General features: G+C 72.1%; 26 protein-coding genes. 12 read left to right on the top strand and 14 right to left on the bottom strand.

What is annotated here, in order from left to right:
• Positions 1-144: 144 nt before the first annotated feature.
• The 3 genes from K3N28_RS08455 to K3N28_RS08445 form a co-directional block, all read right to left on the bottom strand.
• Positions 145-1,239 (bottom strand): NADH:flavin oxidoreductase/NADH oxidase, encoded by a 1,095-nt coding sequence (locus tag K3N28_RS08455; RefSeq protein ID WP_228092052.1) that lies wholly within the window; start codon positions 1,237-1,239, stop codon positions 145-147.
• 134 nt (positions 1,240-1,373) lie between these two features.
• Positions 1,374-2,069, bottom strand: coding sequence for a type 1 glutamine amidotransferase domain-containing protein (locus tag K3N28_RS08450; protein WP_228092051.1), 696 nt, complete (start codon positions 2,067-2,069; stop codon positions 1,374-1,376).
• Positions 2,070-2,090: 21 nt separating this feature from the next.
• Positions 2,091-2,966, bottom strand: a complete 876-nt coding sequence (locus tag K3N28_RS08445; protein ID WP_228092050.1) for an NAD(P)-dependent oxidoreductase — start codon at positions 2,964-2,966, stop codon at positions 2,091-2,093.
• Positions 2,967-3,126: 160 nt separating this feature from the next.
• On the opposite strand from K3N28_RS08445, the gene K3N28_RS08440 reads away from it, so the two are divergent.
• Together K3N28_RS08440 and K3N28_RS08435 are read left to right on the top strand one after the other, a co-directional pair.
• On the top strand, positions 3,127-3,582 hold the full coding sequence (locus K3N28_RS08440) for a MarR family winged helix-turn-helix transcriptional regulator (protein WP_228092049.1): 456 nt from the start codon (positions 3,127-3,129) through the stop codon (positions 3,580-3,582).
• A gap of 46 nt (positions 3,583-3,628) precedes the next feature.
• Entirely contained in the window at positions 3,629-4,117 is a 489-nt protein-coding gene (locus tag K3N28_RS08435; RefSeq protein WP_228092048.1) for an AAA family ATPase, read from the top strand.
• Positions 4,118-4,184: 67 nt separating this feature from the next.
• Here K3N28_RS08435 and K3N28_RS08430 read toward each other — a convergent pair whose 3' ends face one another.
• The gene (locus tag K3N28_RS08430; protein ID WP_228092047.1) at positions 4,185-4,487 is read right to left on the bottom strand and encodes a hypothetical protein; all 303 of its coding nucleotides are present in this window, start codon (positions 4,485-4,487) and stop codon (positions 4,185-4,187) included.
• 236 nt (positions 4,488-4,723) lie between these two features.
• On the opposite strand from K3N28_RS08430, the gene K3N28_RS08425 reads away from it, so the two are divergent.
• A complete protein-coding gene (locus K3N28_RS08425; protein WP_228092046.1) occupies positions 4,724-4,972 on the top strand; it encodes an SCO4848 family membrane protein in 249 nt (82 codons plus the stop codon).
• A 221-nt stretch (positions 4,973-5,193) separates the two neighbouring features.
• Here K3N28_RS08425 and K3N28_RS08420 read toward each other — a convergent pair whose 3' ends face one another.
• Both K3N28_RS08420 and K3N28_RS08415 read right to left on the bottom strand, forming a co-directional pair.
• Positions 5,194-6,120, bottom strand: a complete 927-nt coding sequence (locus tag K3N28_RS08420) for an aminoglycoside phosphotransferase family protein (protein WP_228092045.1) — start codon at positions 6,118-6,120, stop codon at positions 5,194-5,196.
• A gap of 104 nt (positions 6,121-6,224) precedes the next feature.
• A complete protein-coding gene (locus K3N28_RS08415; protein WP_228092044.1) occupies positions 6,225-6,905 on the bottom strand; it encodes an NAD(P)-binding oxidoreductase in 681 nt (226 codons plus the stop codon).
• Positions 6,906-7,090: 185 nt separating this feature from the next.
• Between K3N28_RS08415 and K3N28_RS08410 the strand changes: the two genes are divergently transcribed.
• Together K3N28_RS08410 and K3N28_RS08405 are read left to right on the top strand one after the other, a co-directional pair.
• Entirely contained in the window at positions 7,091-7,912 is an 822-nt protein-coding gene (locus K3N28_RS08410) for a class I SAM-dependent methyltransferase (RefSeq protein ID WP_228092043.1), read from the top strand.
• Positions 7,913-8,004: 92 nt separating this feature from the next.
• Positions 8,005-8,553: an AAA family ATPase gene (locus K3N28_RS08405; RefSeq protein ID WP_228092042.1), complete on the top strand. Its 549-nt coding sequence runs from the start codon at positions 8,005-8,007 to the stop codon at positions 8,551-8,553.
• A 34-nt stretch (positions 8,554-8,587) separates the two neighbouring features.
• Here the strand turns inward: K3N28_RS08405 and K3N28_RS08400 are convergent, their stop codons facing one another.
• From K3N28_RS08400 to K3N28_RS08380, 4 genes are all read right to left on the bottom strand, one after another.
• On the bottom strand, positions 8,588-8,764 hold the full coding sequence (locus tag K3N28_RS08400) for an HAD family hydrolase (protein ID WP_228092041.1): 177 nt from the start codon (positions 8,762-8,764) through the stop codon (positions 8,588-8,590).
• A 224-nt stretch (positions 8,765-8,988) separates the two neighbouring features.
• The gene (locus K3N28_RS08395) at positions 8,989-10,317 is read right to left on the bottom strand and encodes a M14 family zinc carboxypeptidase (RefSeq protein WP_228092040.1); all 1,329 of its coding nucleotides are present in this window, start codon (positions 10,315-10,317) and stop codon (positions 8,989-8,991) included.
• 162 nt (positions 10,318-10,479) lie between these two features.
• Positions 10,480-12,558, bottom strand: a complete 2,079-nt coding sequence (locus K3N28_RS23415; protein ID WP_374209722.1) for a GTP-binding protein — start codon at positions 12,556-12,558, stop codon at positions 10,480-10,482.
• A gap of 168 nt (positions 12,559-12,726) precedes the next feature.
• Positions 12,727-13,545 (bottom strand): HAD family hydrolase, encoded by an 819-nt coding sequence (locus K3N28_RS08380; RefSeq protein ID WP_228092039.1) that lies wholly within the window; start codon positions 13,543-13,545, stop codon positions 12,727-12,729.
• 158 nt (positions 13,546-13,703) lie between these two features.
• Here K3N28_RS08380 and K3N28_RS08375 point away from each other — a divergent pair, with 158 nt between their 5' ends.
• From K3N28_RS08375 to K3N28_RS08365, 3 genes are all read left to right on the top strand, one after another.
• A complete protein-coding gene (locus tag K3N28_RS08375; protein WP_228092038.1) occupies positions 13,704-14,279 on the top strand; it encodes a TetR/AcrR family transcriptional regulator in 576 nt (191 codons plus the stop codon).
• Between the two features lie 94 nt (positions 14,280-14,373).
• Positions 14,374-15,162 carry an oxidoreductase gene (locus K3N28_RS08370; protein WP_228092037.1) on the top strand — a complete coding sequence of 263 codons (789 nt, stop codon included), beginning with the start codon at positions 14,374-14,376 and terminating at the stop codon, positions 15,160-15,162.
• 179 nt (positions 15,163-15,341) lie between these two features.
• Positions 15,342-15,896: a hypothetical protein gene (locus K3N28_RS08365; protein WP_228092036.1), complete on the top strand. Its 555-nt coding sequence runs from the start codon at positions 15,342-15,344 to the stop codon at positions 15,894-15,896.
• 159 nt (positions 15,897-16,055) lie between these two features.
• Here K3N28_RS08365 and K3N28_RS08360 read toward each other — a convergent pair whose 3' ends face one another.
• The 4 genes from K3N28_RS08360 to def all read right to left on the bottom strand — a co-directional run bounded on the left by K3N28_RS08360 (position 16,056) and on the right by def (position 19,114).
• Positions 16,056-17,228 carry an NUDIX hydrolase gene (locus tag K3N28_RS08360; protein ID WP_228092035.1) on the bottom strand — a complete coding sequence of 391 codons (1,173 nt, stop codon included), beginning with the start codon at positions 17,226-17,228 and terminating at the stop codon, positions 16,056-16,058.
• Between the two features lie 40 nt (positions 17,229-17,268).
• A complete protein-coding gene (locus K3N28_RS08355) occupies positions 17,269-17,805 on the bottom strand; it encodes a tetratricopeptide repeat protein (RefSeq protein WP_228092034.1) in 537 nt (178 codons plus the stop codon).
• Positions 17,806-17,898: 93 nt separating this feature from the next.
• Entirely contained in the window at positions 17,899-18,516 is a 618-nt protein-coding gene (locus K3N28_RS08350; protein ID WP_228092033.1) for a class I SAM-dependent methyltransferase, read from the bottom strand.
• 37 nt (positions 18,517-18,553) lie between these two features.
• Positions 18,554-19,114, bottom strand: coding sequence for a peptide deformylase (gene def / locus K3N28_RS08345; protein ID WP_228092032.1), 561 nt, complete (start codon positions 19,112-19,114; stop codon positions 18,554-18,556).
• A 323-nt stretch (positions 19,115-19,437) separates the two neighbouring features.
• Between def and K3N28_RS08340 the strand changes: the two genes are divergently transcribed.
• The 4 genes from K3N28_RS08340 (at position 19,438) to K3N28_RS08325 (ending at position 22,852) form a co-directional block, all read left to right on the top strand.
• A complete protein-coding gene (locus K3N28_RS08340) occupies positions 19,438-20,367 on the top strand; it encodes a DUF4349 domain-containing protein (RefSeq protein ID WP_228092031.1) in 930 nt (309 codons plus the stop codon).
• 89 nt (positions 20,368-20,456) lie between these two features.
• Complete coding sequence (locus K3N28_RS08335; protein ID WP_228092030.1) at positions 20,457-21,053, top strand: dihydrofolate reductase family protein; 597 nt, start codon at positions 20,457-20,459, stop codon at positions 21,051-21,053.
• A gap of 46 nt (positions 21,054-21,099) precedes the next feature.
• Positions 21,100-22,242, top strand: a complete 1,143-nt coding sequence (gene macS, locus K3N28_RS08330) for a MacS family sensor histidine kinase (RefSeq protein ID WP_228092029.1) — start codon at positions 21,100-21,102, stop codon at positions 22,240-22,242.
• A complete protein-coding gene (locus K3N28_RS08325; RefSeq protein WP_228092028.1) occupies positions 22,217-22,852 on the top strand; it encodes a response regulator transcription factor in 636 nt (211 codons plus the stop codon). Before macS ends, K3N28_RS08325 begins: the two co-directional genes overlap by 26 nt.
• Positions 22,853-22,885 lie beyond the last annotated feature (33 nt).

Genomic DNA, 22,885 nt, shown 5'->3' with positions numbered 1-22,885 from the left:
GACGCTGCGAGCCGTGCATGAGCAGCGGGCGACGGTACCAGTGGGGTACGGCGTCGTTTCGGCCCCGAACGCGAGAGCGCGCCGGAACCGCGTGGGTTTCGGCGCGCTTTCTGTGGTGCTGCGGTCCGAGGCGATGCCGATCGCTCAGTTCGGACGAAGGTCCGAGCGTCCGTACTGCGGCGGCAGCGGGTGCGAGTGGCCGAGTTCGCGGGCGGCCTGGCGGGGCCAGTACGGGTTGCGCAGCAGCTCGCGTCCGATCATGACCGCGTCGGCCTCGCCGTCGGCGATGATCTTCTCGGCCTGGCGGACTTCGGTGATGAGCCCGGCCGCGGCGGTCGGCAGCCCGGCCTCGCGGCGCGCCCGCGCCGCGAACGGCACCTGGTAGCCCGGCCCGGTCGGGATGGACGCGCGCGGGAGGTTGCCGCCGGAGGAGACGTCGAGCAGGTCGACGCCGTGCTCGCGCAGCAGGGCGGTGAGGCGGACGGTGTCGTCCGCGGTCCAGCCCTCGGGCTCGATCCAGTCGGTGGCCGAGACCCGGCAGAAGACCGGCGTCCGCTCCCCCACGACGGCGCGCACGGCGTCGGCGATCTCGAGCACGATCCGGGTGCGGCCCTCGAACGAGCCGCCGTAGGCGTCCTCGCGGTGGTTCGACACCGGCGAGAGGAACTCGTGGAGGAGGTAGCCGTGGGCGGCGTGGATCTCGACGACCTCGTAGCCGGCTTCGAGCGAACGTCGGGCCGCGTCCGCGAAAGCGGTGACGACGCCGCCCACCTCCTCGATGCTCAGCTCGTGCGGCACCGGCATCGCTTCGCTGAAGGCGATCGCGCTGGGGCCTACGGCCGTCCAGCCGCCCCGGTCCGCGGGGAGCGCGCCGCCGCCGTTGAACTCCAGGTCCGTGCTGGCCTTGCGGCCCGCGTGGGCGAGCTGGATGCCGGGGACGACGCCGTGGGCGCGCATGAAGGCGGTGAGGCGGCGGTGGCCCTCGACCTGGACGTCGTTCCAGATGCCGAGGTCGCCGGGGCTGATGCGGCCTTCGGGCACGACACCGCTGGCCTCCACCAGGATGAGACCGGGTCCGCCGATCGCGCGGGACGCGTAATGCTGCAGGTGCCAGTCGTTCGGGGCGCCGGTGGCGGGCCCGGAGGCGTCGGCGCTGTACTGGCACATGGGGGCCATCCAGATCCGGTTGGGGATGGTGGTCCCGCGGATCGTCAGCGGGGTGAACAGGTTGCTGGTCACGGTCACTTCCTTGGGTTCGTCGCGTTGCCGCGCCGGTCGGGCGGTCGGAGCGGTGGTGCTGCGACACGAGCGGTTGCGATGGGTGCGGGTGGTGCGGCGACGGGAGGGGCCGCCGGTCGGCGGCCCCTGAGTCGTCAGCCGATGAGTGTAAGCAGGGCCGCGGCGGCCGCGGCAGAGGACTGCGGGTTCTGGCCGGTCACGACATTGCGGTCCACCTCGACATGCGAGGCGAACGGTTCGCCCGCGACCACGTCGACGCCGGCCTCGGTGAGCCGGTCCTGGAGCAGCCACGGGGCCTTGGCGGCCAGGCCGCCCTGCTGTTCCTCCTGGTTGGTGAACGCGGTGACGCGGTAACCGGCGAACGCGTTGCCGCCGGTGTCGTCGACGGCCGTGAGCAGCGCGGCCGGGCCGTGGCAGACCACGCCGACGGGCTTGCCGCTGCGGACGGCCTCGGCCAGGAGGCGTCCGGAGCCGGCGTCGACGGCGAGGTCCTCCATGGGCCCGTGGCCGCCGGGGACGTACACGGCGTCGTAGTCGTCCACGTCCGCTGCCGCCAGATCGATCGGGTCGGCGAACTCGGGCGCGGTCTCGATCACGGTGCGGAGGTGTTCGGCCCGTTCCTCGCCGCCGGCGGCGTCGGCGCTGAGGCTGCCGCGGTCGACCGGCGGCACGATCCCGCCGGGTGTGGCGACGGTGACCAGGTGGCCCGCGGCCTTGAAGGCCTCCAGCGGGACGACGGCCTCCTCGGCCCAGAATCCGGTCGGGTGCTTGGTGCCGTCCTTCAGCGTCCACTCGTGGGCGCCGGTCATGACGAACAAGATCTCTGCCATGGTTCTCGTCCTCTCTGGTGATTACTCGTCGAAGCTCGCGAAGTAGGACGCGGCCATGTCCTCCCCGCCGTGTCCCTGCTCGGCGGCGCGGCGGAAGCGCTCGGCCCCGGCCTCGGCCAGGTCGAGCCGGACGCCGTGCCTGCGGCCGGCCTCCGCGATGAGGCGGCTGTCCTTCTCGGCGGTGTCGACCGCGAAGCTGGTCCGCGACGTCTCGCCGTTCAGGATCAGTCCGCCCTTGGCTTGGGCGTACCCGGCGTCGAGCGGACCTCCCTCGATCAGCTCGAAGAACCGCCGCGGTTCGACGTCCAGGCCGCGGGCCAGCGCGAGGACTTCGCCGATGCCGTGAGTGAGGACGAACACCCAGCTGTTGGCGACGAGTTTCAGGCGCGAGGCGGAGCCGTCGGCGCCGTCGGCGCCGGTCCACACCGTCTTCGCGCCGACTGCGGCGAACACGGCGTTCGCGGCCGTGTCGTCGTTCGGTCCGGAGGCGAGGACGGTGAGTTTGCCGGCTTCGGCGGGTTCGCGGGTGCCGAGGACGGGCGCGTCGAAGAACACGAGGTCGTGCTCGGCCGCGAAGGCGGCCAGGTCGGCGGTGCCGTCGAGGCCGGCGGTGGTGGACTGGATCCAGCGGAGTCCGGGCCGGAGGGCGGGCGCGGCCTGCCGCATGACGTCGAGGGCGGCAGGACCGTCGTGCACCATGGTGACCACCGCGTCGGCGCCTCGGACGGCGTCGGCGGGGGTGTCGGCGATGCGGACTCCGTCGGCGGTGAGGGGTTCGGCCTTGTCGCGACTGCGGTTCCAGACGGTGACGTCATGGCCGGCGCGGGCGAGGTTGCGGGCCATGGCGGCCCCCATGATGCCGGTGCCGAGCATGCTGACGTGGAGCTTGTCGCTCATGGGTTTCCTCTCTGCGGGCCCTGAAGGGCGTCGCCCCTCGGAGGCGGCGACGCCCACAATACTTGCAGACGCCGGTTAATGCAAGAGACGATTATAGGCTTGTTACGTATATCGCTGTACGATACAGTTGTCCGCGGATGGACCGAGACGGAGGAGCACCGTGACTGCAGCACCGGCACCGAGCACCGCGCTGGCCCAGAACTGGTGCGCCCTGTCCGCCCTGCACGAGGGCATCGCCGACCACATCGAACGCCGGCTGGAGGCCGAGCACGGTCTGACCGTGCGCGAGTTCTCGCTGCTCACGGTGCTCAGCCGCCAGATCGAGGGCAAGGGCGAGCATCTGCAGATGCGCCAGGTCGCCGAGGCGATCGTCCTCAGCCAGAGCGCCACGACCCGGCTCGTCACCCGCATGGAGGACCGCGGCCTGCTGAAGCGGAAGATCTGCGCCGACGACCGGCGCGGCATCTACACCGACGTCACCGAGGCCGGTCACGCGCTCCTCGAAGCGGCCCGGCCGACCCATGACCGGGCGCTGGCCGAGGCCCTCGAACGAGCCCGTCGGAATCCCGATTTCAAGCCGCTGGTCGAAGCGCTGGAACGCATCGGCGACCACTGATCCGGCGACCGGTCCGTCGTGCCGGGCCGCCTGATAGGTTCCCGGGATGAGACGGGTGCTCATCACCGGCGTGTCAGGCGTCGGGAAGTCGACCGTGATCGCGGCGCTCGGCGCACGCGGCCATCGGGTGGTGGACACCGACTACGGCGGCTACTGCTCCCCCGCGCCCGATGCGGAACCGCCGAGGCCGACCGCCGAGCCCGGGTGGGTCTGGCATGAGGCGCGCATGCGCCGGCTGCTGGACACGGCCGAGGGCCGAGCGCTGTTCGTCAGCGGATGCGTGCCGAACCAAGGCCGCTTCTACGCCGACTTCGACCGGGTCGTCCTGCTCAGTGCCGCACCGGAAGTGGTGCGCCGCAGGCTCCTCGGCCGGGAGGGGAACGACTACGGGAAGGCGTCGGGCGAACTGGAACAGGCGCTGCGAGACCAGGCGGCGGTCGAGCCGTTGCTGCGTGCGGGAGCGACCCTGGAGATCGACACCGACGCGCCGCTCGCGGACGTGGTGGACCGGTTGATCGCGCACGCCTTCGGCTGACGGCGGCACGCCGGCCGGGGGAGCGCTCCCGTGAACGGGGAAGGTGTCGCCGTGAGGAGGGGGCGGTTCAGCCCTTCCAGAACTTCGCGCCGATGCGGGCGAGGGCGTCGCGCTGGGCCCGGTCGACATGGGGCTCGTAGCGGTAGTTGATGTAGAGGACGGGCCGTTCGGAGTCGACGCGGAAGACGTTGCCGAGCCAGCGGACCGGGTGGCCGTCGTTCAGTTCCCACACCTGCACGATGCGCTCGCCGGGGGTGATGGTCATTCTGATGTGGAAGCCGGCGAACTCCAGGTCCTCGGCACGGGCCCAGCCGACGACGGCGGGATCGGGGTACCCGCCCGGCAGTGGTCGTTCATCGGTTCCGCTCATATCCGGGCCAGCCATTTCATTTCCTGAATCGATGACATTCCGGTCTCCATCATCGCAGACCACGGTATGCACACAAGTGCCGCACAGTGTGACACCGAGTCTGGGATCACCAGGATAGTAGGCGCACCCGGCGGAGCGGAAGCGGGAGGCCACACGGGAACGACCGGGACGTGACCGGCGCCCGCCGCGACGCGCCCGGAACCTCCGGACGCCTCGGGCGGCCGGATACTGGCGTCATGAAGCTCAGCCGCCCGGTCTCGGTGTTCCTGCTCGCCTTCGGCGTGTGGTCGGCGGTCATCTGGACCACCTTCGTCAAGAACCTGTTTGCGGACGTCAGCGGCCTGGCATTCGACGCCGCGGGCGATCCGACGACCTATTTCTGGGTCCACGCGGCACTGGCGGCGACGTCCTTCGGCCTGGGCGTCGCCATCGGCGTGATCGGGCTGCGCGGTCTGCTGGCCGCTCGGCGCGGCGACCGCGAATAGCTCCAGAAGGGACTGTTCGACCGCTGGACGACTCGTCTCGGAGTCGGAAATCCGACGGGCGCGCTTTCACCCGATCGAGCCGCGCGGGCACTCGTCCCGAATGGAGGCTCGAAGGCGGGGAACCGCCGATGCGCGCGAGGGATCGAGGCCGGTACGGCAGCCCCGCGAGCGATCTGGACGCGCCGGTCGCCGCGGCCCGGGGCCGCCGCGACCGGCGCGGGTCAGGCCAGTTCGAGCGCGGACACGGTCGCTTCGGCCGCTTGGCGGTCCCGCTCGTCCTCGGTATCGGTCAGGTGCTCGATCGCGCGCAGGAGCGCCCAGGCCCTGACCCGTTCCGCATCGGCGCCGAGGCCTTCGGCGACGGCGTGGAGGAGGTCGGCGCCGCCGTGCGGGCCGTGATGCTGCTGCTTGAACAGGAAGTAGCCGCCGTCGAAGGCCCTTTCGGCGAGGTAGGGCTTGGGGTCGATGACCAGCCATGATTCGCGTTCGGCGGAGACGATGTTGTCCAGGTGGGTGTCGCGGTTGCCGATGCCGAGCTCAGGCGGGTCGGCGAGTCGCTCGCAGAGGTCGAGGGCCAGGTCGAGGCGGTTCGCGCCCGGGCCGCGGCGCGCCTCCCCGTACGGGTCGGCGTAGTCGCGGCGCCAGTGGTCGAGCATCTCGGTGGCCGCCGGCAGCTCCGGATACCCGTCGGGGACGTCGGCGGACCGCCAGAGCCGCCGGTAGAGCCCGCAGGCGATCCCGATGCGCCGCCAAGCGGCCTGGGGCGTCTTGTGCCCGAAGAACCGGGTCGACCTGAGCCGGTTGCCGGGCACGGCCCGCTCGAGGAGCATCGCGCCGGTCTGCGGGTCGTATTCGTACAGTTGCACCGCCCCGTCGCCCGCGTACCGGTGCAGCGCCGTGGGTTCGGCGCGGTTCTCCTCGTCGCGGTAGATCACCTTGAGGACCGCCGGGGAGCCGTCCTCGCGGCGGACCGGGACCACATAGGAGTGGCTGCCGCCGCCGTAGGGCGGGCCGTCGATCCGCAGCGACCACAGCCGCGTCAGACGCCAGACCGTCTGGGGAAGGCCGTCGAGCCAGGCCTGACCGGCGGTGCCGTGCCAGGCGGTGACGTCGCGGCGGACGGAGGAGGGAACCACACCGAATCGCATCCGTACAGTATCGAGCAACGCCCGATGCGGTTGCAATCCGCATACGCATGGGCGGCAAGCGTTCAGATCGACTCAGCGGGGAGGCGGGCGGCGGCGGGGCCGGCTCAGCCCCCTGAGGCGAGCGCGGCCACGGCGTCCTTCACCGGCGTGTCGCCGCCGCGCAGTTCGAGCACGCGGCGCGAGACGCCCGGGTTGCGCAGCAGCTCGGCCAGGACGGCGGCCACATCGGAGCGCGTGACCTCGCCGCGGTCCACCGGCGGTTCCGCCAAGTGCACCGACCCGGTCGGCGGGTCGTTGACGAGCGCACCCGGACGCACGATCACCCAATCGAGGTCTCTGCCGCGCAGGTCCTCCTCGGCCGCGGCCTTCGCGGCGATGTAGGCGGCCCAGACCTCGTCCCGGTCGGGATCGGGTTCCTTGTCGACGCCCATGCTGGAGATCTGGAGGAAGCGGCGGACGCCCGCGCGTTCGGCGGCGTCGGCGAGGAGCGCCGAGGCCGCGCGGTCCACGGTGTCCTTCCGGGCCGCGCCGCTGCCGGGACCGGCCCCTGCGGCGAAGACCACCGCGTCGACCTCGCCGTGCATATCGGAGGCGAGGAGCCCGCCGAGGTGCTCGGCGTCGGCCTGTTCGAGGTCGAGGACGATGGGCCGCCCTCCGATGGCGGTGAGATCCTCGGCGTGGTCGGGGTTGCGGATGAGCCCGGTGACCGAATGCCCCTCGGCCGCCAGGTTCTCGGTGAGGCGCAGCGCGATCTGGCCGTGCCCTCCGGCGATGACGACATGCATACGGCCCACCCTAACCCGGCTCGCCGCGACGCGGGCCGCTCTGCGCGTCACCGGACGCGGGTCGCCGCGATCGCGGCGGCCGGCGGCCGCGTCTCCGGTGGCCGGGGCGGCGGCGTTCGCGACGCGGCCGACCGACACCCGTTGAAATCCCCCGGGCAGCTGGTTGAATCGTGAAGGATTCACGGATGTCGGGGCCGTCCCGCAGCCTCGATCGGGCGCGCCTGCTACTCCCCGCCGCGCTCGCGTTCCTCACTGTCCCGTTCGCCGCCGCCCCGGCACAGGCCGCGTACGACCTCACCGGTCAGGTCCGCGCGGGCCAGGACGTCGCGCTGGACGGCGACGCCGTGGTCGGCCTCGGCGACCTCGGCCTCGTCCTGGACATCGGCGCCGGCTTCGGCCGCTTCACCGACCGCCTCCGCGCCGACCACCCGGAGGCGACCGTGGTGGCGATCGACAAGGCCCCCGGGATGCTCACCGCAGTCGAAGCCCCCGTGATGGTCGCCGACGCGCAAGCGATCCCCTACCCCGACGCCTGCGCCGACGCGGTGCTGGCCATGCACATGCTCTACCACGTTCCCGACATCGCGAAGGCCGTCGCCGAGTTCCGTCGCGTGCTCAAGCCCGGCGGCACCTTGCTCGTTTCGACCAACATCCGCGGCGACATGACCGAGATGGCCGAGCTCTGGGAACGGGTCGCGCGCCCGGTGCTCGGACCGGACGGGTTCTCATGGAACGGGGCGACCCGCGATTTCGACTCCGCCAGCGCACCCGCGCTGCTCGAGGCCGAGTTCGACTCGGTCGAGACGTTCACGGCCGCCGGGGTGGTCAAAGTCCCCGAGCCCGGACCGATCATGCGGTTCCTGGCCTCCGTACAGACGTTCACGGAATGCGACGACGCGTCGTACGCGGTCATTCTCGCCGCGGCCGAACGAGAGCTGACCCGGCATTTCGCCGAGCACGAGACGTTCGACTTCCCGAAGACGATGGTCTTCTATCGCTGCAGGTGAGCACGACCGGGAGGTTGCGGACGCCCGGCTTCCGCGGCGATGATCCAGCGGGTGAATGGCCGAGTTCATCACCATTCACTACCATCGTGTCGATGACCCGACTCATCCTGCTCAACGGCGCTCCCGCAGTCGGAAAGTCCACTTTGGCTCGGCGTTACGCCGAGGACCATCCGTTCGCGTTCAGGCTCGACATCGACCAGATTCGGCGGATGCTCGGGCGCTGGCGGGAGGACCCGAACCGGGCCGGAGTCCTGGCCCGGTCCCTCGCGTTCGCGGCGGCCGGGGCGCATCTCGAATCCGGCCATGACGTGGTGGTACCGCAGTTGGCGGTGCGGATCGAGTTCATCGAGCGGCTCGCGGCGATCGCGGCCGAGGCCGACGCCGAGTTCCATGAGGTGTTCCTCCTCGACGAGGGCGCGAACATCGTGCGGCGCTTCGCCGAACGCACCGAGCTCGCCGCCGATCCGACCCACGTCGACGCGCACGAGACGCTCGCCGAAGGCAATGCCGGCCTGCTCGCTTACGTCGACCGTTTCGCGGCGCTCGTGCCGCAGCGACCGGACGCGGTGTCGATCGAGTGCGTTCCGGGCGACATCGACGCCACCTACCAGCGGCTCCTGGAGGTCCTCGGGGACCGCTGACCGGGGCGGTCCCCGCCGCGGTCGATCCTGACGGTCACTCGGCGCTCCGTTCGAGGATCGCTTCGGTCTCCTGCGCTACGCCGTCTTCGACCGAGGCGGCCGCACGGTCCGCCGCCGCCACGGCGTCCGGGCGCGCACCGGCCATGGCGAAGGAGCGCCCGGCCCAGGCGAGCATCGACACGTCGTTCGGCATGTCGCCGAACGCGATCACCTCGGCGGCGATGCTCCGCTCCGCGCGCCAGGCGGCCGGCGCGGCGCCCTTGGTCGCTGGCGCCGTCGAGGTCGGTGGCGATGAGCCCGGGTGTGGGCACCGGTCGGGTATCCGTGTCCGGGCCGGTGCGGGGCGACCCTGAAACGAGCGGTCCGCTGAGGGTCGCAGGGGTTCGGTGCTCCGTCGGTCCCGGTGGCATCCGAGTGCCGCCGGGACCTTCGAGGCTAGCCGCCATAGGGTGCGGCCGCGGCCTGGGCCGCGGTCATGAGCGCGCCTTCGTTCTCAGGCCACAGGGCATCGTCCACGCAGGAGAACGCCGGGAAGAAGCCGCCGCAGCGGCCGGAGTCGGGGCCGATCTCGTAGGTGAAGCTCGCGATGCCGAGCTCGCCGTACGACATGTCGTCGGTGGTGCCGCTGGTGCTGTAGCCGACGGTGTCGTCGTTGGTGCCGACGAAGTAGCCGTTGTGGTCGGCCATGGCCTTGCCGAGCGCGCGCAGCTGCGCGTCGTTCGGAGACGCCTCATCCGCGTAACCCCACGGGATGATGATGTACTCGCCGTAGGAGTGCAGGGTGATGAACACGTCGCGGGCGTCGGCGGGGGCGGGATCGGTGGCGCGCTCGCCGCGCTGGTCGGGGTGGAGGGCGCGCAGCCAGTTCTCGACGGCCTGCGTCTCGGGTTCGGAGCCGGCCGACGGGCCCTGGTAGGTCTGCCCGCACGGGTTGGTCGAGTCGGCGCCCCATTCGAAGGTGGAGTTGCGGTTGAGGTCGACGCCGAACCCGCGGCTGCAGTTGCCGTTGGTGTCGTTCGCGTTCTTGCGCTGGAGGATCGGGGCGTCGCCGCCCGAGGCGACGATGTCGACGCCGTCGGGGTTCGCGATCGGGACCACCCACAGTTCGGTGGTGTCCATGAGCTCGGTGACCTCGGGGTCGGTGCCGTAGCCGTCGACGAGCTTCTCGATCCAGCGCCAGGCGACCTCGCCGGTGGCGATCTCGCGGGCGTGGATCTGGGCGATGAGCGAGAACCGCGGTTTGGTCGAGTCGGGGTCGGTCTCGCAGTCGCCCTCGGCGAGTTTGGTGATGCAGACGGCGAAGACGTCGTGGCCGCCCTGGCCCTGGGTCTTGCGCCAGGAGTCGCCGATGTCGTGGAGGCTCGTGAGGTCGGGGTGGGCGGCGGCGAGCGCCCGGAGGTCGGCCTCGTAGGCGTCGACGGTGCGGTAGCCGCCGTAGTAGGTGCCGTCCTGTTCGGCGGTGACGGGGACGTCCTTGTAGACGGTGTCGAGGAACGTGGGGTCGTAGCCGAGTTCGCGCGCGGCTTCGACGGCGGCCGTGTCGCCGATGACGTGGGATTCGCCCCCGTGGTCGTGGGCGAGGACGAAGCCGAGCCGTTCGAGTTCGGCCGCTTCGTCGGCGGTGAGGCCGTCGACCGACCAGGTGGCGAGCCGGCCGTCGGCCGGGTCGGCGGGATCGGCTTGGGCGTTGAAGGCGGCGACGCCGGTGGCCGTCAGGACCACCATCGCGACGCCCGCGGTGGCGAGCTTTCGCTTCATGTGCATGTGTCCGTTCTCTTCTCGTCCCGCCGGGGTGCCCGCGGAACGAAGGGGCGGTCAAAGGGATCTTAATCATACCTAGGAGGACTATATTCGTAAATATGCAATATACTGGGGCACATTGGATTCCATTTCGGATTTGGGGAGTGGACGGTTCGGGCGGCCCGGTCAGGTGCTGACGCGGCGGAGCACCGACAGCAGGTACGCGTCCCGGTCGAGCGGGTTCGCGTCGGTCCGAGGCCGGGTCGGGACGGGGCCGCTCACCGGCTCATGGCGTTCGAAGGCGCTCTCCAAGACGCCTTCGCCGGCCGTGAGGCCCGGGAGTCGGCGGCCGAGGCCGTGGACGGCCCCGGCCGGGATCGTGCCTTCGAGCAGGCAGTGACCGCCGCGCACCTCCGGCGGGCCGGGGACGGCGCGGACCTTCGCGAGCGCGGCGAGGACCCCGCTCAGGTCGTCGGCGGGCAGCTCGATGCGGAAGCGGTGCAGCGGTTCGCACACGACGGTCCCCGCTTCGCGCAGCGCGGCCATGAGCACGAGCGGCACGAGGCCGCGGAAGTCCCCGGCCGTGCTCGACATGGACTTGTCGAAGCCGCCGTGGGCACTGGACTGGCGGGCCCAGTAGCCCGAGTGGGTCATGACCACCGTGGCGTGTTCGACCTGCCAGCCGTGCAGGCCTTCGCGGAGCGTCTCGTGGACGGTCTCCTCGACGGCCTTGAAGAACGCGAACGGCATCGAGCCCAGTTCCACGCCGAGCCGGAAGTCGACGCCGGGCGCGGCCGAGGGCTCGATCCGCAGGCCGACGGTGGCGAGGAACGGGTTCGGGGGCTTGGCGATGTACTCGACGGCGGCCCCGGCGCCGACCGGTCGCTCGACGCAGACGACGGTGGACTCGCGGAAGGCGACATCGAGGCCGTATTCCTCGGCCAGCGTCGCACCGATGACCTCCTTCTGGACTTCGCCGTACAACGAGACCGAGAGCTCGCGCCGCGTCTCGTCGTGCCGCAGCCCGATGAGCGGATCCTGCTCGGCCAGCTGGGAGAGCGCGGTGTGCAGTGCGGGCCGGTCCGACTCTCGGGCGGGGACGACCACTGTGGCGAGCGCGGGCGGCGCGAAGTGCTCGGTGCGGAGTTTCGGGGGCCGTCCGATCGCGTCGCCGATGCGCACCTCCCCCAGGCCCCGGAACTTGGCGATCCGGCCCGCTTCGACGCGGTGGCTGGGGCGGTCGGTGCCGTCCTCGAAGACGCTGATCGCCGTCACCTTGGCCTCGCGGCCGTCGCCGACGGTCACCCGGTCGCGCAGGCCGACGGCGCCTGAGAACAGCCTGGCGTAGGCGATCCGCTCCCCCGCCGGACCGCGGTCGACCTTGAAGACGGTGCCCGACAGCGGGCCCGCCTCGTCGCCGGTCGAACCGGGCAGGTAGCGCCGGATCCCGTCGACGAGGCCGGCGATGCCCGCGCCCGTGATGGCCGAGCCGAAGTGGACCGGGTGGGCGCGGGCGCGCCTGGTGCGTTCCTCGAAGGCCTTGCGCACCGCGTCGTGCGGGCCATGCGACACGCCACCGGCCACAGCGCTTCCGAGGGGACCGTCGGAAGTGAGGCCGCGCCCGGCGGCGCCGTCTCGGGCCGGGGTGTCGCGGGTGCGTGCGGCACGGTCTTGGGCGGCGAGGTAGTCGTTCAACAGGGTGTCGTCGAGGAGCGCTTCGAGGACGTCCTCCGCGAGGGCGGCGTCCTCGGGGCGGGGCCGGCTCGCCGCCTCGGGCGTGCCGAGGCCGTCCACGGTGTCCATCGCGACCACGGCCGAGTCGAGCTTCGCGGTCAGGTCGTCGAGGAGGGAGCGGTATCGGGCCCCGGCGCGGTCGATCTTGTTGACGAACACGAGCGTGGGCACGCCGAGGCGGCGCAGCGCCCGGAACAGGACGCGCGTCTGAGCCTGGACGCCTTCGACGGCCGAGACGACGAGCACCGCGCCGTCGAGCAGGTTCAGGACGCGTTCGACCTCGGCGATGAAGTCCGGGTGGCCGGGCGTGTCGATGAGGTTGACCGTGGTGTCGCCGAGCGTGAACGAGACGACCGCGGACTTGATGGTGATGCCGCGGCGGCGTTCGAGGTCGAGCGTGTCGGTGCGGGTGCTGCCCGCGTCGACGCTGCCGACCTCCTCGATCACGCCGGCGGCTTGGAGCAGCCGCTCGGTCAGGCTGGTCTTACCGGCGTCGACATGGGCGAGGATCCCGAGATTGAGCGTGCGCAACGGCAGTCATGTCCTTCAGTTCGTGGATGCCTTTCTCGATGGACATGAACTGTTGGCGCATGCTGGCTCCTTCGCCGATCCGGTGCGGCGCCCGGTTCGCGCGCCGCAGCGCCCAGTCCAGCAGACGGGGCGGAGGGGCGCAACGGGTTATTCCGAGCGGCGGCGCGGTCAGGCGGCGGCCGCGGTGTCTCCGGCGAGGAACGTCTCGATGACCCGGGCGACCCCGTCCTCGGCATTGGTGGCGGCGCGGTCGGTCGCGGCGTCGACCGCCTCGGGGTGGGCGTCGCCCATCGCGTAGGACCGCCCGGCCCAGGCGAGCATCGGGGCGTCGTTCGGCATGTCGCCGAAGGCGATCACCGAAGCGGGGCGGACCCGGCGCTCCCGGCACCAGGTGCCCAGGCCGAAGGCCTTGTCGGCGCCGCGGGCGTTGAAGTCGAGCATGCCGAAGTCGCCCCAGTGGCACATGGTGAGTCCGCCGAGGTTCGCGCCTTCGACCGCCTCGGCCATCTCCTCGCCGGTGCGTCCGGCGCAGTAGACCTTGATCTTCACGGCGCGCTTGGCGCGCTTGAAGACCGCGTCGAGGTCGTCGACGAACTCCCAGTTCGAGTAGCCGACGAGCTGCCGGTAGGCGGCTTCGCCGATGATGCCGGTGCCGGTCTCGACGGCGAACATCGCGTCGGGCAGGCGCGTGGCGATCACCGCGGCGACCCGTCGCGCCAGCGAGATCCGGATCGATCGCAGTATGCGGATGCGCCCCGTGGCGGGCTCGTAGACGATCGCGCCGTTCGCGCATACGGCGCCGTCCAGGTGCGGGAGGAGGTCGGGCAGCATGTCGACGCCGTACGGGGTTCGGGCGGTCACGGCGACGACGGCGATGCCTTCGGCGCGGGCGGCGGCCAGGGCGTCACGGGTCCGTTCGGACACCGTGCCGGTAGGGCCGAGCAGGGTGCCGTCCAGGTCGGAGGCGATCACAAGGGGTTTGAGCACTGTTCAAGTATCGCCCGGGACCGCAACCGCGACAACCGGCCGCTGCGGTGTCCGAGCGGTCGCCAGAATTCGTTGTGCGGCAAGGGATTCGGTATTCGATGAGAAAAATTCCGCCCCTTTCTTGACCTTCGAGTCAAGAATGGGGTAGCGTTGCGTTCATGGGCAGGCCGAAGAACTTCGAACCGGACGTGGTCGTCGCGCAGGCGATGGAGACGTTCTGGACCAAGGGCTACGGGGCGACCTCCCCCGCCGACCTCGCCGAAGCCACCGGCGTCGGCAAGGGCAGCCTGTATCACGCGTTCGGCTCCAAGCGCGAGCTGTTCGGCAAGGCCCTGGACCTGTACGGGCAGGCCGGCTCCGAACTGACGGAGGCGTACCTGAACGAACCGGGCACCGCCAAGGAGCGCATCCGCGCCTACCTGGTGTTCCTGGTCGAGGTCGACTTGGAGGCCCCGGCGCCGCGCGGCTGCCTGGCGGCCAACACCGCTCTCGAGCTGGGCGGGAAGGACGCCGAGGCCACCCGTGCGGTCAAGCGCATGACCGACGAGACGATCCGGCTCCTCGCCGAGCGCCTCCGCCGGGGCCAGCGCGAGGGCGACGTCGACCCCGGCGTCGACGCGGAGGCCCAGGCGCACTTCCTGATGAACACCATCGTCGGACTGCGCGTCATGGCCCGGACCCACGAGGGCCCGGTGCTGCGCGAGATCATCGACACGGCCTTGGCGGGCTTCTGACCGGCCTGTCCCATCACGGCGCCCTCGTCGGAGGGCGTTTTTCTCGACCAAATTTTTGACCTCAAGTTCAAGAAAACAGATGAAAGGCACACCCATGGAACTCGGACTCAACGGCAAGACCGCCCTCGTCACCGGCGCCAGCCGGGGCATCGGCCTGGCCGTCGCCCAGACCCTCGCCGCCGAGGGCGTACGGGTCGTCGGCGCCGCCCGCACGATCACCCCCGAGCTGGAGAAGGTCGCCGCGGCCACGGTCAGCGCCGACCTCTCGACCCGCGAAGGCGCGGTCGCGGTCGTGGACGAGGCCCTCCGGGAGGTCGGCGGGATCGACCTGCTGGTGAACAACGTGGGCGGCGGCGACGTCGACCGGTTGCGCCTCGGCGGGTTCCTCGACATCGCCGAGGAGCAGTGGCAGACGATGCTCGAACTCAACTTCCTGAGCGCGATGCGGACCACGCGGGCGGCCCTGCCGAGCCTCCTCGAGCGGCGCGGCGCGATCGTGAACGTCTCCTCGGTCAACGGCCGGACGCCCGCCGGCGCGCCGGTGGGATACGCGGAGGCCAAGGCCGCGCTGACGATGTTCGGCAAGCGGCTCAGCGAAGAGTTCGCCTCACAGGGGCTGCGGGTCAACACCGTCTCCCCCGGCGTCATCGGCTCGCCGCTGTGGCGGGACGAGGCGCGTTTCGGCGGCAAGGTGGCCGAGGCGTTCGGCGTGGCGCACGCCGATCTGCTCGCGTCGATCCCCGACCAGTTCGGGATCGCCTCGGGCCGCATCGGCGAGCCCGAGGAGGTGGCCGACCTGGTGGCGTTCCTGCTCTCGGAGCGGGCGGCGAACATCCACGGCGCCGACCACGTGATCGACGGCGGGACCCTGAAGGCGGCGTGACCGCACACCGGTGACGGCGGGCGTGGGCGACCGCGCCCGCCGCTGTCAGCCTCTTGTGCAACAGTTGCATCACGGGTGGGACCGGTCCCCGGTCGGTGGCGTCAGACTGGAAGGGCCCCGTCGATTCGCACGGCCCCCTTACCTTGGACGACGACCACCTCCCCTTGAAGGAGCCCATCATGACCTACAACCCGCCCCCGCACTACAACTTCGGCGAGCAGCCCGAACCGCAGCGGCCCCAGAGCGTCCCGCCCGCGTACTCGCCGCAGCCGCCCCAGCAGCCGGCCGGAGCGGGTTACCCGCCGCAGCAGCCCACCCCGATCCCGACCCAGCCCTCGCAGCCGGGCTACGCGACCCAGATGCTCCCCCAGCCGCCCCCGTCCGGTCCCCGCCGGTCGCCGCTGGTCCCGGTGCTCGCCGTGGTGATGGTGATCGGACTGGCCGGCGCCGTCCTGGGACTGGCGATGTGGCTGAAGACCAGCGGGGACCTCGAGGACGCCGAAGCGCGCCTCAGCGACCGCGACTCGCAGATCTCGCAGCTCGAAGAGGACCTCGCCGCCGCCGAGACGCAGTTGGAGGGCCTGGAGGCGGCGGAGGCCGCCGCCGCCGAAGCCGAGTCCATGCGGGCCTGCCTCGACGACCTCAAGTGGTTCTACTCGACGGCGCCCGACTCGACCGAGGAGGCCGAGGCCGAGACCGCCGTCGCGGAGTCGTGCGACGACTGGATCTGGTGACCGGCGGTCCGGGTTCTCCCGGCCCCCGGGCCCGTCGCGTCCCCCGGTGATCAGTGCCCCCGCACCGGGCCGTCGTGACAGGACCCGCGCGGCCGTGACGAGCGCATAGCGAACGGCGCCTTCCGGCCCGGTCCGCCACCGCGGACCGGGCCGTTCTGCTTATCGCTCGACGGCGTTGCGGGCGAAGGCGATCGGGACTCGCAGCTCGTGGCCGCGGAAGAGATCCGCTTCGGCGGCTTCGGCCCTGGTGATCCAGCGGGCGTCGGAGGCCTCGAGTTCCGCGAGGCGCAGCGGCTGGTCGGGATCGAGCGCGCGGGCGGCGAAGCTCATGATCATCGGCATGCGGGAGTCGCCGAGATCGGTGTCCCGCTTGTCGAACGCCACGACCAGGCCGGTCAGCTCGACGTCCAGGCCGGTCTCCTCGAAGGCCTCGCGGACCGCGGCCAGGCCGACGGACTCGCCCACTTCGGCCGCGCCGCCGGGCATCGCCCACTGGCCGGTGTCGGTCCGCTTGATGACGAGCAGACGGCCCTCGTCGTCGAAGATCGCCGTGTCAGCGCCCGTGGCGACGCCGGGGGCGGCGAGGTCGCCGCAGTCGAGGCGCGGATAGTCGAGCTCGGTCGGCACGGCGCGCTCGCAGAGGCCGGCGATGCGGTGCTGGCGTTCGACCTCGTAGACGTTCCTGACCGACGCGAGCGACTCCTTGGCGAGCGCGGCGACGGCGTCGAGGAGGGCATGGGCGGCCGGGGAGACGGGCAGCGGGCCGTTGTCCGGGACGACCGCGCTCGACGCCGGGGCCAGGCTCGGGACGTCGCCGTCGAGGTCGGGGTCGCCCGGTTCGAGCACCTGCTCGACCGCGTCGGCGTCGAGCGCCGTGGCGAATTCGTAGACGAGCAGGTAGGTGTGCGGGCACGGCAGGCCCGCGAGGTCGGTGTCGGCGATGCCGACCGGCTCGGAGGGGACGGCGCCGCCGAGGGCGGCGGCGGTCGCGTCCAGGCACTGGCCGAGTGTGCGCGAGCGCAGGCGTCGGCGGCGCACGATCCGCGTCCCGTCGGCGCAGTCGACGCGGAACTCGATGCCGGGCATGGGGGTGCGCAGGCCCGAGTCGGCCTCGAAGATCCGGAGGATCGCGTCGAAGGGCCGGGGGTCGACCTCGGCGAGCAGCGCCGCCGCGAGTTCCCGCAGTCGCAGCAGCCGGGCCTCCTCGTCGGGGTCGGTGCCCCAGAACAGGCCGTTGGCGGCTTCGGCGCGGAGCATCCCGGCGAGCCGGGCGAGGCCGGAGGCGTGCGCTGCGGGGTCTCCGGTGCGGACGGCTGGTTCGTTCGTCGCCATGGCACTCCTTCGGGAGAAAGACGGTCAGTGGGCAAGCCCGTCAGATCGTACGCTCGCCGACCGCCGCTCGGGCGGCGCTGAGCGCCTCCTCGGTCGAGGCGACGAGGGCGGGGTCCCCGAGCCGTCGGCGCATCGCGAGGACGTCGGTGAGGACCTCGACGGCGCGGTGCGGCCTGCGGGCGTCGATGAGGTGCTTGCCGTAGTGCTGCAAGGCGAAGTGGAGCGCGCCGGGGCACTCGGCCCGGGCGAGCGCGATGGCCTCGCGGTAGAGCGGTTCGGCTTCGGCGAGCCCGCCGGGGTAGCGGTGGGCGTCGCCGAGGTTGACGAGGGCGGCCACCCGCCGGTGGGGCGTGTCCGCGCGGTCGAGGGCCTCGGCGAGGACCCGCTGCGCCCGTGTGTACTCGCCGAGGGCGATGAGCCCGACGCCGGCCTGCCGCAGTTCGGGCGGGGAGAGGCGGGAGGCGCGGGCGAGTTCGGAGCGGACGAGGCGGCGCAGCCGCTCCGGCTCGGTCGCGTACATGCGCCCGTCGCTGCCTGTGGCGATGAGTTCGGTGATCTGGTGCTGCTCGGTCGACAACGACTCGCCCCCCGGTCCGCGCCTCGGCTCGGCCGCGAGGCGGTTTGAGGCTGAGGATAGAGCGGACGCGGGGGTTCGGCCGGCCCTCGGAGCTCAGGGCCGGCGCAGGACGAGCCCCTGGTATTCGTCGATGTGGCCGTCCAGGGCGACGATGTTCGCCTCGACGACCGCGAAGTGCTCGGCCGCGGCGGCCTGGATCCGCTCGGCGGTGAAGAACGAGAAGAACCGCTTGGGCTCGTAGCGGTCGGCGTCCCAGACGCCTTCGAACTCCAGGCCGCCGTACTGGCCCCAGTAGCAGAGGCCGCCGGGGACCAGGACGCGGCGGACCTCGGCGAGCACCCGCCCGAGTTCGGCCTTGGGCACGTGCAGCAGGCAGTTCATGCCGAACACCGCGTCGAAGGCGGCGTCCGCGAACGCCAACGCCCCGAAGTCCATGACCTGGGCGTCGAGACCCTTCGCACGGCAGCGCGCCACCAGCTCGGGTGAGAGGTCGACGCAGGCGACCGCGAAACCCTCGTCCGCGAAGTACCGGCCGCTGATCCCGTGCCCGGCGCCGCTCTCGAGCAGGCGCGACGCCCCCGCGGCACGCAGGTGGCCGGCGAAGCGGGCGCGCTCCGCGGCCTTCCAGGGGGCGTCGTCCATGGTCTCGCGGGCGTCGGCCTCGGCGTCGTAGGCGCGGCGCAGGTCCTGTTTGAGCGCTTCGTAGGTCACGCGGTCGATGATGCCGGCGGGGGGCGGCACTCGGCTCTCAGCGCAGGCCGGCCTCGGCGAGGGCCCGGTTGCGGGCCTTCTTCGGCAGCCGGTCCACGTAGACCGTGCCGTCGAGATGGTCGTACTCGTGCTGGAGGCAGCGGGCGAGGGTCCCGGTGCCGGCGACGGTGATCGGATCGCCGTGGACGTCGAAGCCCTCGACCGCGGCCGTGGCCGCCCGCGGGGTGTCCTCGAACGCGCCGGGCACCGACAGGCAGCCCTCGTCCCCGACCATGAGCTCGCGCGGCGGGGGCGGCAGGATCAGCACGGGGTTCACGACCGCCGCCACGGTGCGCTCGCCGTCGGCGTCCTCGCAGTCGAGCACGAAGACACGCGCGTCCACACCGATCTGATTGGCCGCCAAGCCGACGCCGTCGGCCGCGTACATGCTCGCGAACATGTCCTCGACGAGTTCCGCCAGCGCGGCGTCGAAGGCCTCCACCGGTGTGCAGGGCCGGTGCAGCACGGGGTCGCCGTAGCGGACGATCGGGCGCGCCCGGCCGTTCGCGCCGGCGGCCTCCGGCCCGTGTCCGGTCGCCGGTGTCTCCTGGTCCGCCAATGGGTCTCCTTCGGGTGTGCCACCGATCGCCGCCGACGGTGGGGGGCGGTGCCCTATCACGAGTCATACGGCCATCCCGCTATTGCAAGTATATTGCAACAGTCTCGAGCCGCTGCACCGCTTCCCGCCGATCCTCCTCGGCGCGCCGATCGCACGGGCGGCGGGAACGCTTCGGGGCCGGCGGGCGTCATAGTGACGCCGGTGGACGTTCCCGCTCGATCGATAGGCTCCCGCAGTCGATTCGTGATACGGAGCGCACACCATTGGCGACACCGGGCGGCGCCCGGCCGACCTGACGCACCGACACCCCTGCGAGGCTCCCCATGCGACTCCTCAGATACACAGCCGCGCTCGCCGCGGCCTCACTGCTCCTGTTCGGCTGCAGCGCGAACGGCGACAACGCCTCCAGCGGCGGCGCCGAGCCCGCCGACCTGGACGAGCACGCCGCCCCCGAAGCCGCCGACGTCGAAGCTGAGGGCGGGACACCGCCCGCCCAGGTCGAGACCGCCGATCGGGCCGTCATCTACGAGGCCGCCCTGAGCGTGCAGGACGCCGACCCCGAAGCGGTCGCCGAGGCGGCCTGGGACCTCGCCGAGTCCTTCGGCGGATTCGTGACGGCCGACGAACGCGACCGCAAGGCGGGCGACGAAGGCGGATACGACCGGGCGCACCTGATCCTGCGCATCCCCTCCGAGCACTTCAGCGAGGCCATGGAAGGACTCGCGGCGCTCGGCGACGAGGAGCTGTACCGGTCGGTCTCCACCGAGGACGTCACCGAGGCCGCAGTGGACCTCGCCGCGCACATCGCGACCAAGAGCGCCAGCGTCGACCGCGTCCGAGGCCTGCTCGCCGAGGCCACGTCGGTGAACGCCATCCTGGAGCTGGAGGCCGAACTCGCCGAACGCGAGGGCGAACTGGCGTCGCTCCAGTCGCAGTTGAACGGCTTGGAGGACCGGGTGGCCCTGTCGACCGTCGAGTTCAACGTGTACCAGCCGTCCGCGAAGGAATCCGGAACCGGGGCCGCCAAGGCTCCGGACAGCTTCTCGGACGGTCTCGGCGTCGGCTTCTCCGCGGCGGTGGGACTGCTCGTCGGCCTCTCGGTCGTCGTCGGGGTGCTCCTGCCGTTCCTGCCGCTCGCCGCCGTGGTCGCGGCCGCGATCGTCCTCCCGATCCGCTGGGCGCGCCGACGCCGCGCCGCGGGCACGGCCGCTCCGACGCGCGCCGAGGCCGCGGCCGGACCGACGCACGGCTGAGGGCCCCGGGGCGAGGCGCCGGCGCCCACCGGGTCATCCTTACCTCCGGCGACCGCGAACGCGGCGCCCGCAATGAGGAGGTCAGCACCATGGGCAAGGTATTCGTCGACGCCACGGTCTCCCTCGACGGCTTCATCGCCGACGAGTACGACAGCGTCGGCCCGCTCTTCGACTGGTACGGCAACGGCGAGATCGAGGTCGTCGCCGGCGATCCCAAATGGACGTCCCACGTGAGCCCCGCCAGCGCCGGCTACCTCCAGCGGGAGCTGAGCGCCGTCCGGGCGGCCGTGGTGGGCCGGCACGTCTTCGACCTCGCGAACGGCTGGGAGGGCGTGCCGCCGGCCGGCGAGCACGCCTTCGTCGTCACCCACGAGCCGCCGAGCGGGTGGGAGCACGCGGCCACGGCGCCGTTCACGTTCGTCACCGAGGGCGTGGCCGCGGCGGTGGAGCGGGCGCGCGAGTTCGCCGGGGACGGGGACGTCTCGGTGGCGGCGGGCGTCACGGGCGATCAGGCGATCCGGGCCGGTGTCGTGGACGAGCTGCACTGCAACGTGGTGCCGGTGCTGCTCGGCTCCGGGAAGCGGTATTTCGGCGGCTTCGAGGGGGCGCCGATGATGCTGGACAATCCGCGGGTGATCGAGGGCGACCGGGTGCTGCACCTGATCTATCCGGTCCGGAAGGCTTGAGGACGCGGGGGCGGATCGCGTCCGGAGCGGCTGGGAGGATGCACGGATGGGCATGCAGACGCAGCTGCGGCGGGCGATCGCGGTGTTCCGGTTCGCCGCCTTGGGTTATCCGGTACTGCTGGGGGCGCTGGCGTTCGAGGCGCTGGTGCGGCCGGTCTGGGCGGCGCTGCTGGTGGCCGTCCTGATCGGATGGACCGGGGCGGTCAGCTACCGGTACACCCGGCGGGGGTACGAGGACCGGGTCGTCTACGCGGACCTCGCGGTGACGGCGGTGGCGGTGGCGGCTTCGGCATGGGCGCTGGACGTGGCCGATCGGTCGGTGCCGATCTCGCTGGGGCCGTGGCTGGCCGGGGTCGTGCTCGCCTGGGGCGCGGCGTGGGGGCGGCGCAGCGGCGCGGTCGCCGGCGGCGTGATCGCGGTGTTCGGGATGGTGTTCCGGGGCGGCATCAACGAGAACACGGTCAACGAGGCGGCGCTGCTGGTGCTCACGGGTTTCACCGTGGGGCATCTGGTGCGGTTGGGCGTGGAGGCGGAGGAGCGGACGCGGCAGGCGACCGAGCGCACCGCCGCCGCGCGCGAACGCGAGCGCCTCGCCCGCGACATCCACGACTCGGTGCTGCAGGTGCTGGCGTTCGTCCAGCGGCGCGGCCACGAGATCGGCGGCGAGGCCGAAGAGCTCGGCCGGCTGGCGGGCCGCCAAGAGGAGGCGCTGCGGGCGCTCATCTGGTCGGAGGCGTACCGGCATCCGCTCGACGGCCGGCGCGACCTGCGCGACCTCGTGGGGCGGCACGCCGACGCGTCGGTGACCGTGTCGGCCCCGGCGACGCCGGTGCGGCTGCCCGCGGCGACGGCCCGCGAGGTGGCGGCGGCCGTGGCGAGCGCGGTCGACAATGTGCGGGAGCACTGCCCGGAGGAGACGAGGATCTGGCTGCTGGTGGAGGACGACGGCGACGCGGTCCAGGTGAGCGTGCGCGACGACGGTCCGGGGATCGCGCCGGGCCGGCTGGCGGAGGCCGCCGCGGAGGGCCGGCTGGGGGTGGCGCAGTCCATCGAGGGCCGGATCCGGGCGCTGGGCGGGAGCGTCGCGGTCGTCTCGTCCCCCGGGTGGGGCACGGAAGTCGAGTTGCGGGTGCCGCGCCCGCGCACTGAACGAGGAGGCGCCGATGGCCACCCTGATCGTGGTCGATGACCACCCGATCTGGCGGGAGGCGATCGCCCGCGACCTCCAGGAGGCGGGCCACCGGGTGCTCGCCGCCGTCGGTGAAGGCCGGGCGGCGCTCACGGCGATCCGCGAGCTGCGGCCGGAGGTGGCGATCCTCGACCTGCAGCTGCCGGACCGGTCCGGGGTGGCGGTGCTGCAGGGGCTGGGCGAGGACTGCCCGACGGCGGTGCTGGTCCTCTCGGCGAGCGGCGAATCGTCCGATGTGCTCGAGGCGATCAAGGCCGGGGCGCGGGGGTACCTGGTGAAGTCGGCGTCGGCGGCCGAGCTCGCGGAGGCGGTCGAGCGGGTCGCGGCGGGCGACGCGGTGTTCACGCCCGGGCTGGCGGGACTGGTGCTCGGCGAGTACCGGCGCCTCGCGAACGCGGGCGGGGCCGAGCGCCCGGACCTGTCGGCGCGGGAGACCGAGGTGCTGCGGCTGGTCGCGAAGGGCCTGACCTACCGGGAGATCGCCGAGCGGCTGGTCCTGTCGCAGCGGACGGTGCAGAACCACGTGCAGCACATCCTGTCCAAGCTGCAGTTGCACAACCGGTCCCAATTGGTGCGATACGCGATCGAACAGGGCATCGACGGCGACTGAACCGGTGACGTTGAGTACTTTCGGCCGCGGTTT

It is taken from the genome of Glycomyces sp. TRM65418, from assembly GCF_019710475.1.
Taxonomy (GTDB): Bacteria; Actinomycetota; Actinomycetes; order Mycobacteriales; family Micromonosporaceae; genus Glycomyces.
This window is presented reverse-complemented; position numbering and strand designations above follow the sequence as displayed.

Bases quoted from the DNA above. Each gene is read 5' to 3' on its own strand.
- K3N28_RS08415 (WP_228092044.1), bottom strand. From the start codon at position 6,905: ATGCATGTCGTCATCGCCGGAGGGCACGGCCAGATCGCGCTGCGCCTC.
- K3N28_RS08425 (WP_228092046.1), top strand. From the start codon at position 4,724: ATGAAGCTCAGCCGCCCGGTCTCGGTGTTCCTGCTCGCCTTCGGCGTG.
- K3N28_RS08445 (WP_228092050.1), bottom strand. From the start codon at position 2,966: ATGAGCGACAAGCTCCACGTCAGCATGCTCGGCACCGGCATCATGGGG.
- K3N28_RS08325 (WP_228092028.1), top strand. From the start codon at position 22,217: ATGGCCACCCTGATCGTGGTCGATGACCACCCGATCTGGCGGGAGGCG.
- K3N28_RS08435 (WP_228092048.1), top strand. From the start codon at position 3,629: ATGAGACGGGTGCTCATCACCGGCGTGTCAGGCGTCGGGAAGTCGACC.
- K3N28_RS08450 (WP_228092051.1), bottom strand. From the start codon at position 2,069: ATGGCAGAGATCTTGTTCGTCATGACCGGCGCCCACGAGTGGACGCTG.
- K3N28_RS08395 (WP_228092040.1), bottom strand. From the start codon at position 10,317: ATGCACATGAAGCGAAAGCTCGCCACCGCGGGCGTCGCGATGGTGGTC.
- K3N28_RS08430 (WP_228092047.1), bottom strand. From the start codon at position 4,487: ATGAGCGGAACCGATGAACGACCACTGCCGGGCGGGTACCCCGATCCC.
- K3N28_RS08360 (WP_228092035.1), bottom strand. From the start codon at position 17,228: ATGGCGACGAACGAACCAGCCGTCCGCACCGGAGACCCCGCAGCGCAC.
- macS (WP_228092029.1), top strand. From the start codon at position 21,100: ATGGGCATGCAGACGCAGCTGCGGCGGGCGATCGCGGTGTTCCGGTTC.
- K3N28_RS08420 (WP_228092045.1), bottom strand. From the start codon at position 6,120: ATGCGATTCGGTGTGGTTCCCTCCTCCGTCCGCCGCGACGTCACCGCC.
- K3N28_RS08405 (WP_228092042.1), top strand. From the start codon at position 8,005: ATGACCCGACTCATCCTGCTCAACGGCGCTCCCGCAGTCGGAAAGTCC.
- K3N28_RS08335 (WP_228092030.1), top strand. From the start codon at position 20,457: ATGGGCAAGGTATTCGTCGACGCCACGGTCTCCCTCGACGGCTTCATC.
- K3N28_RS08365 (WP_228092036.1), top strand. From the start codon at position 15,342: ATGACCTACAACCCGCCCCCGCACTACAACTTCGGCGAGCAGCCCGAA.
- K3N28_RS08370 (WP_228092037.1), top strand. From the start codon at position 14,374: ATGGAACTCGGACTCAACGGCAAGACCGCCCTCGTCACCGGCGCCAGC.
- K3N28_RS08340 (WP_228092031.1), top strand. From the start codon at position 19,438: ATGCGACTCCTCAGATACACAGCCGCGCTCGCCGCGGCCTCACTGCTC.
- K3N28_RS08375 (WP_228092038.1), top strand. From the start codon at position 13,704: ATGGGCAGGCCGAAGAACTTCGAACCGGACGTGGTCGTCGCGCAGGCG.
- K3N28_RS08410 (WP_228092043.1), top strand. From the start codon at position 7,091: ATGTCGGGGCCGTCCCGCAGCCTCGATCGGGCGCGCCTGCTACTCCCC.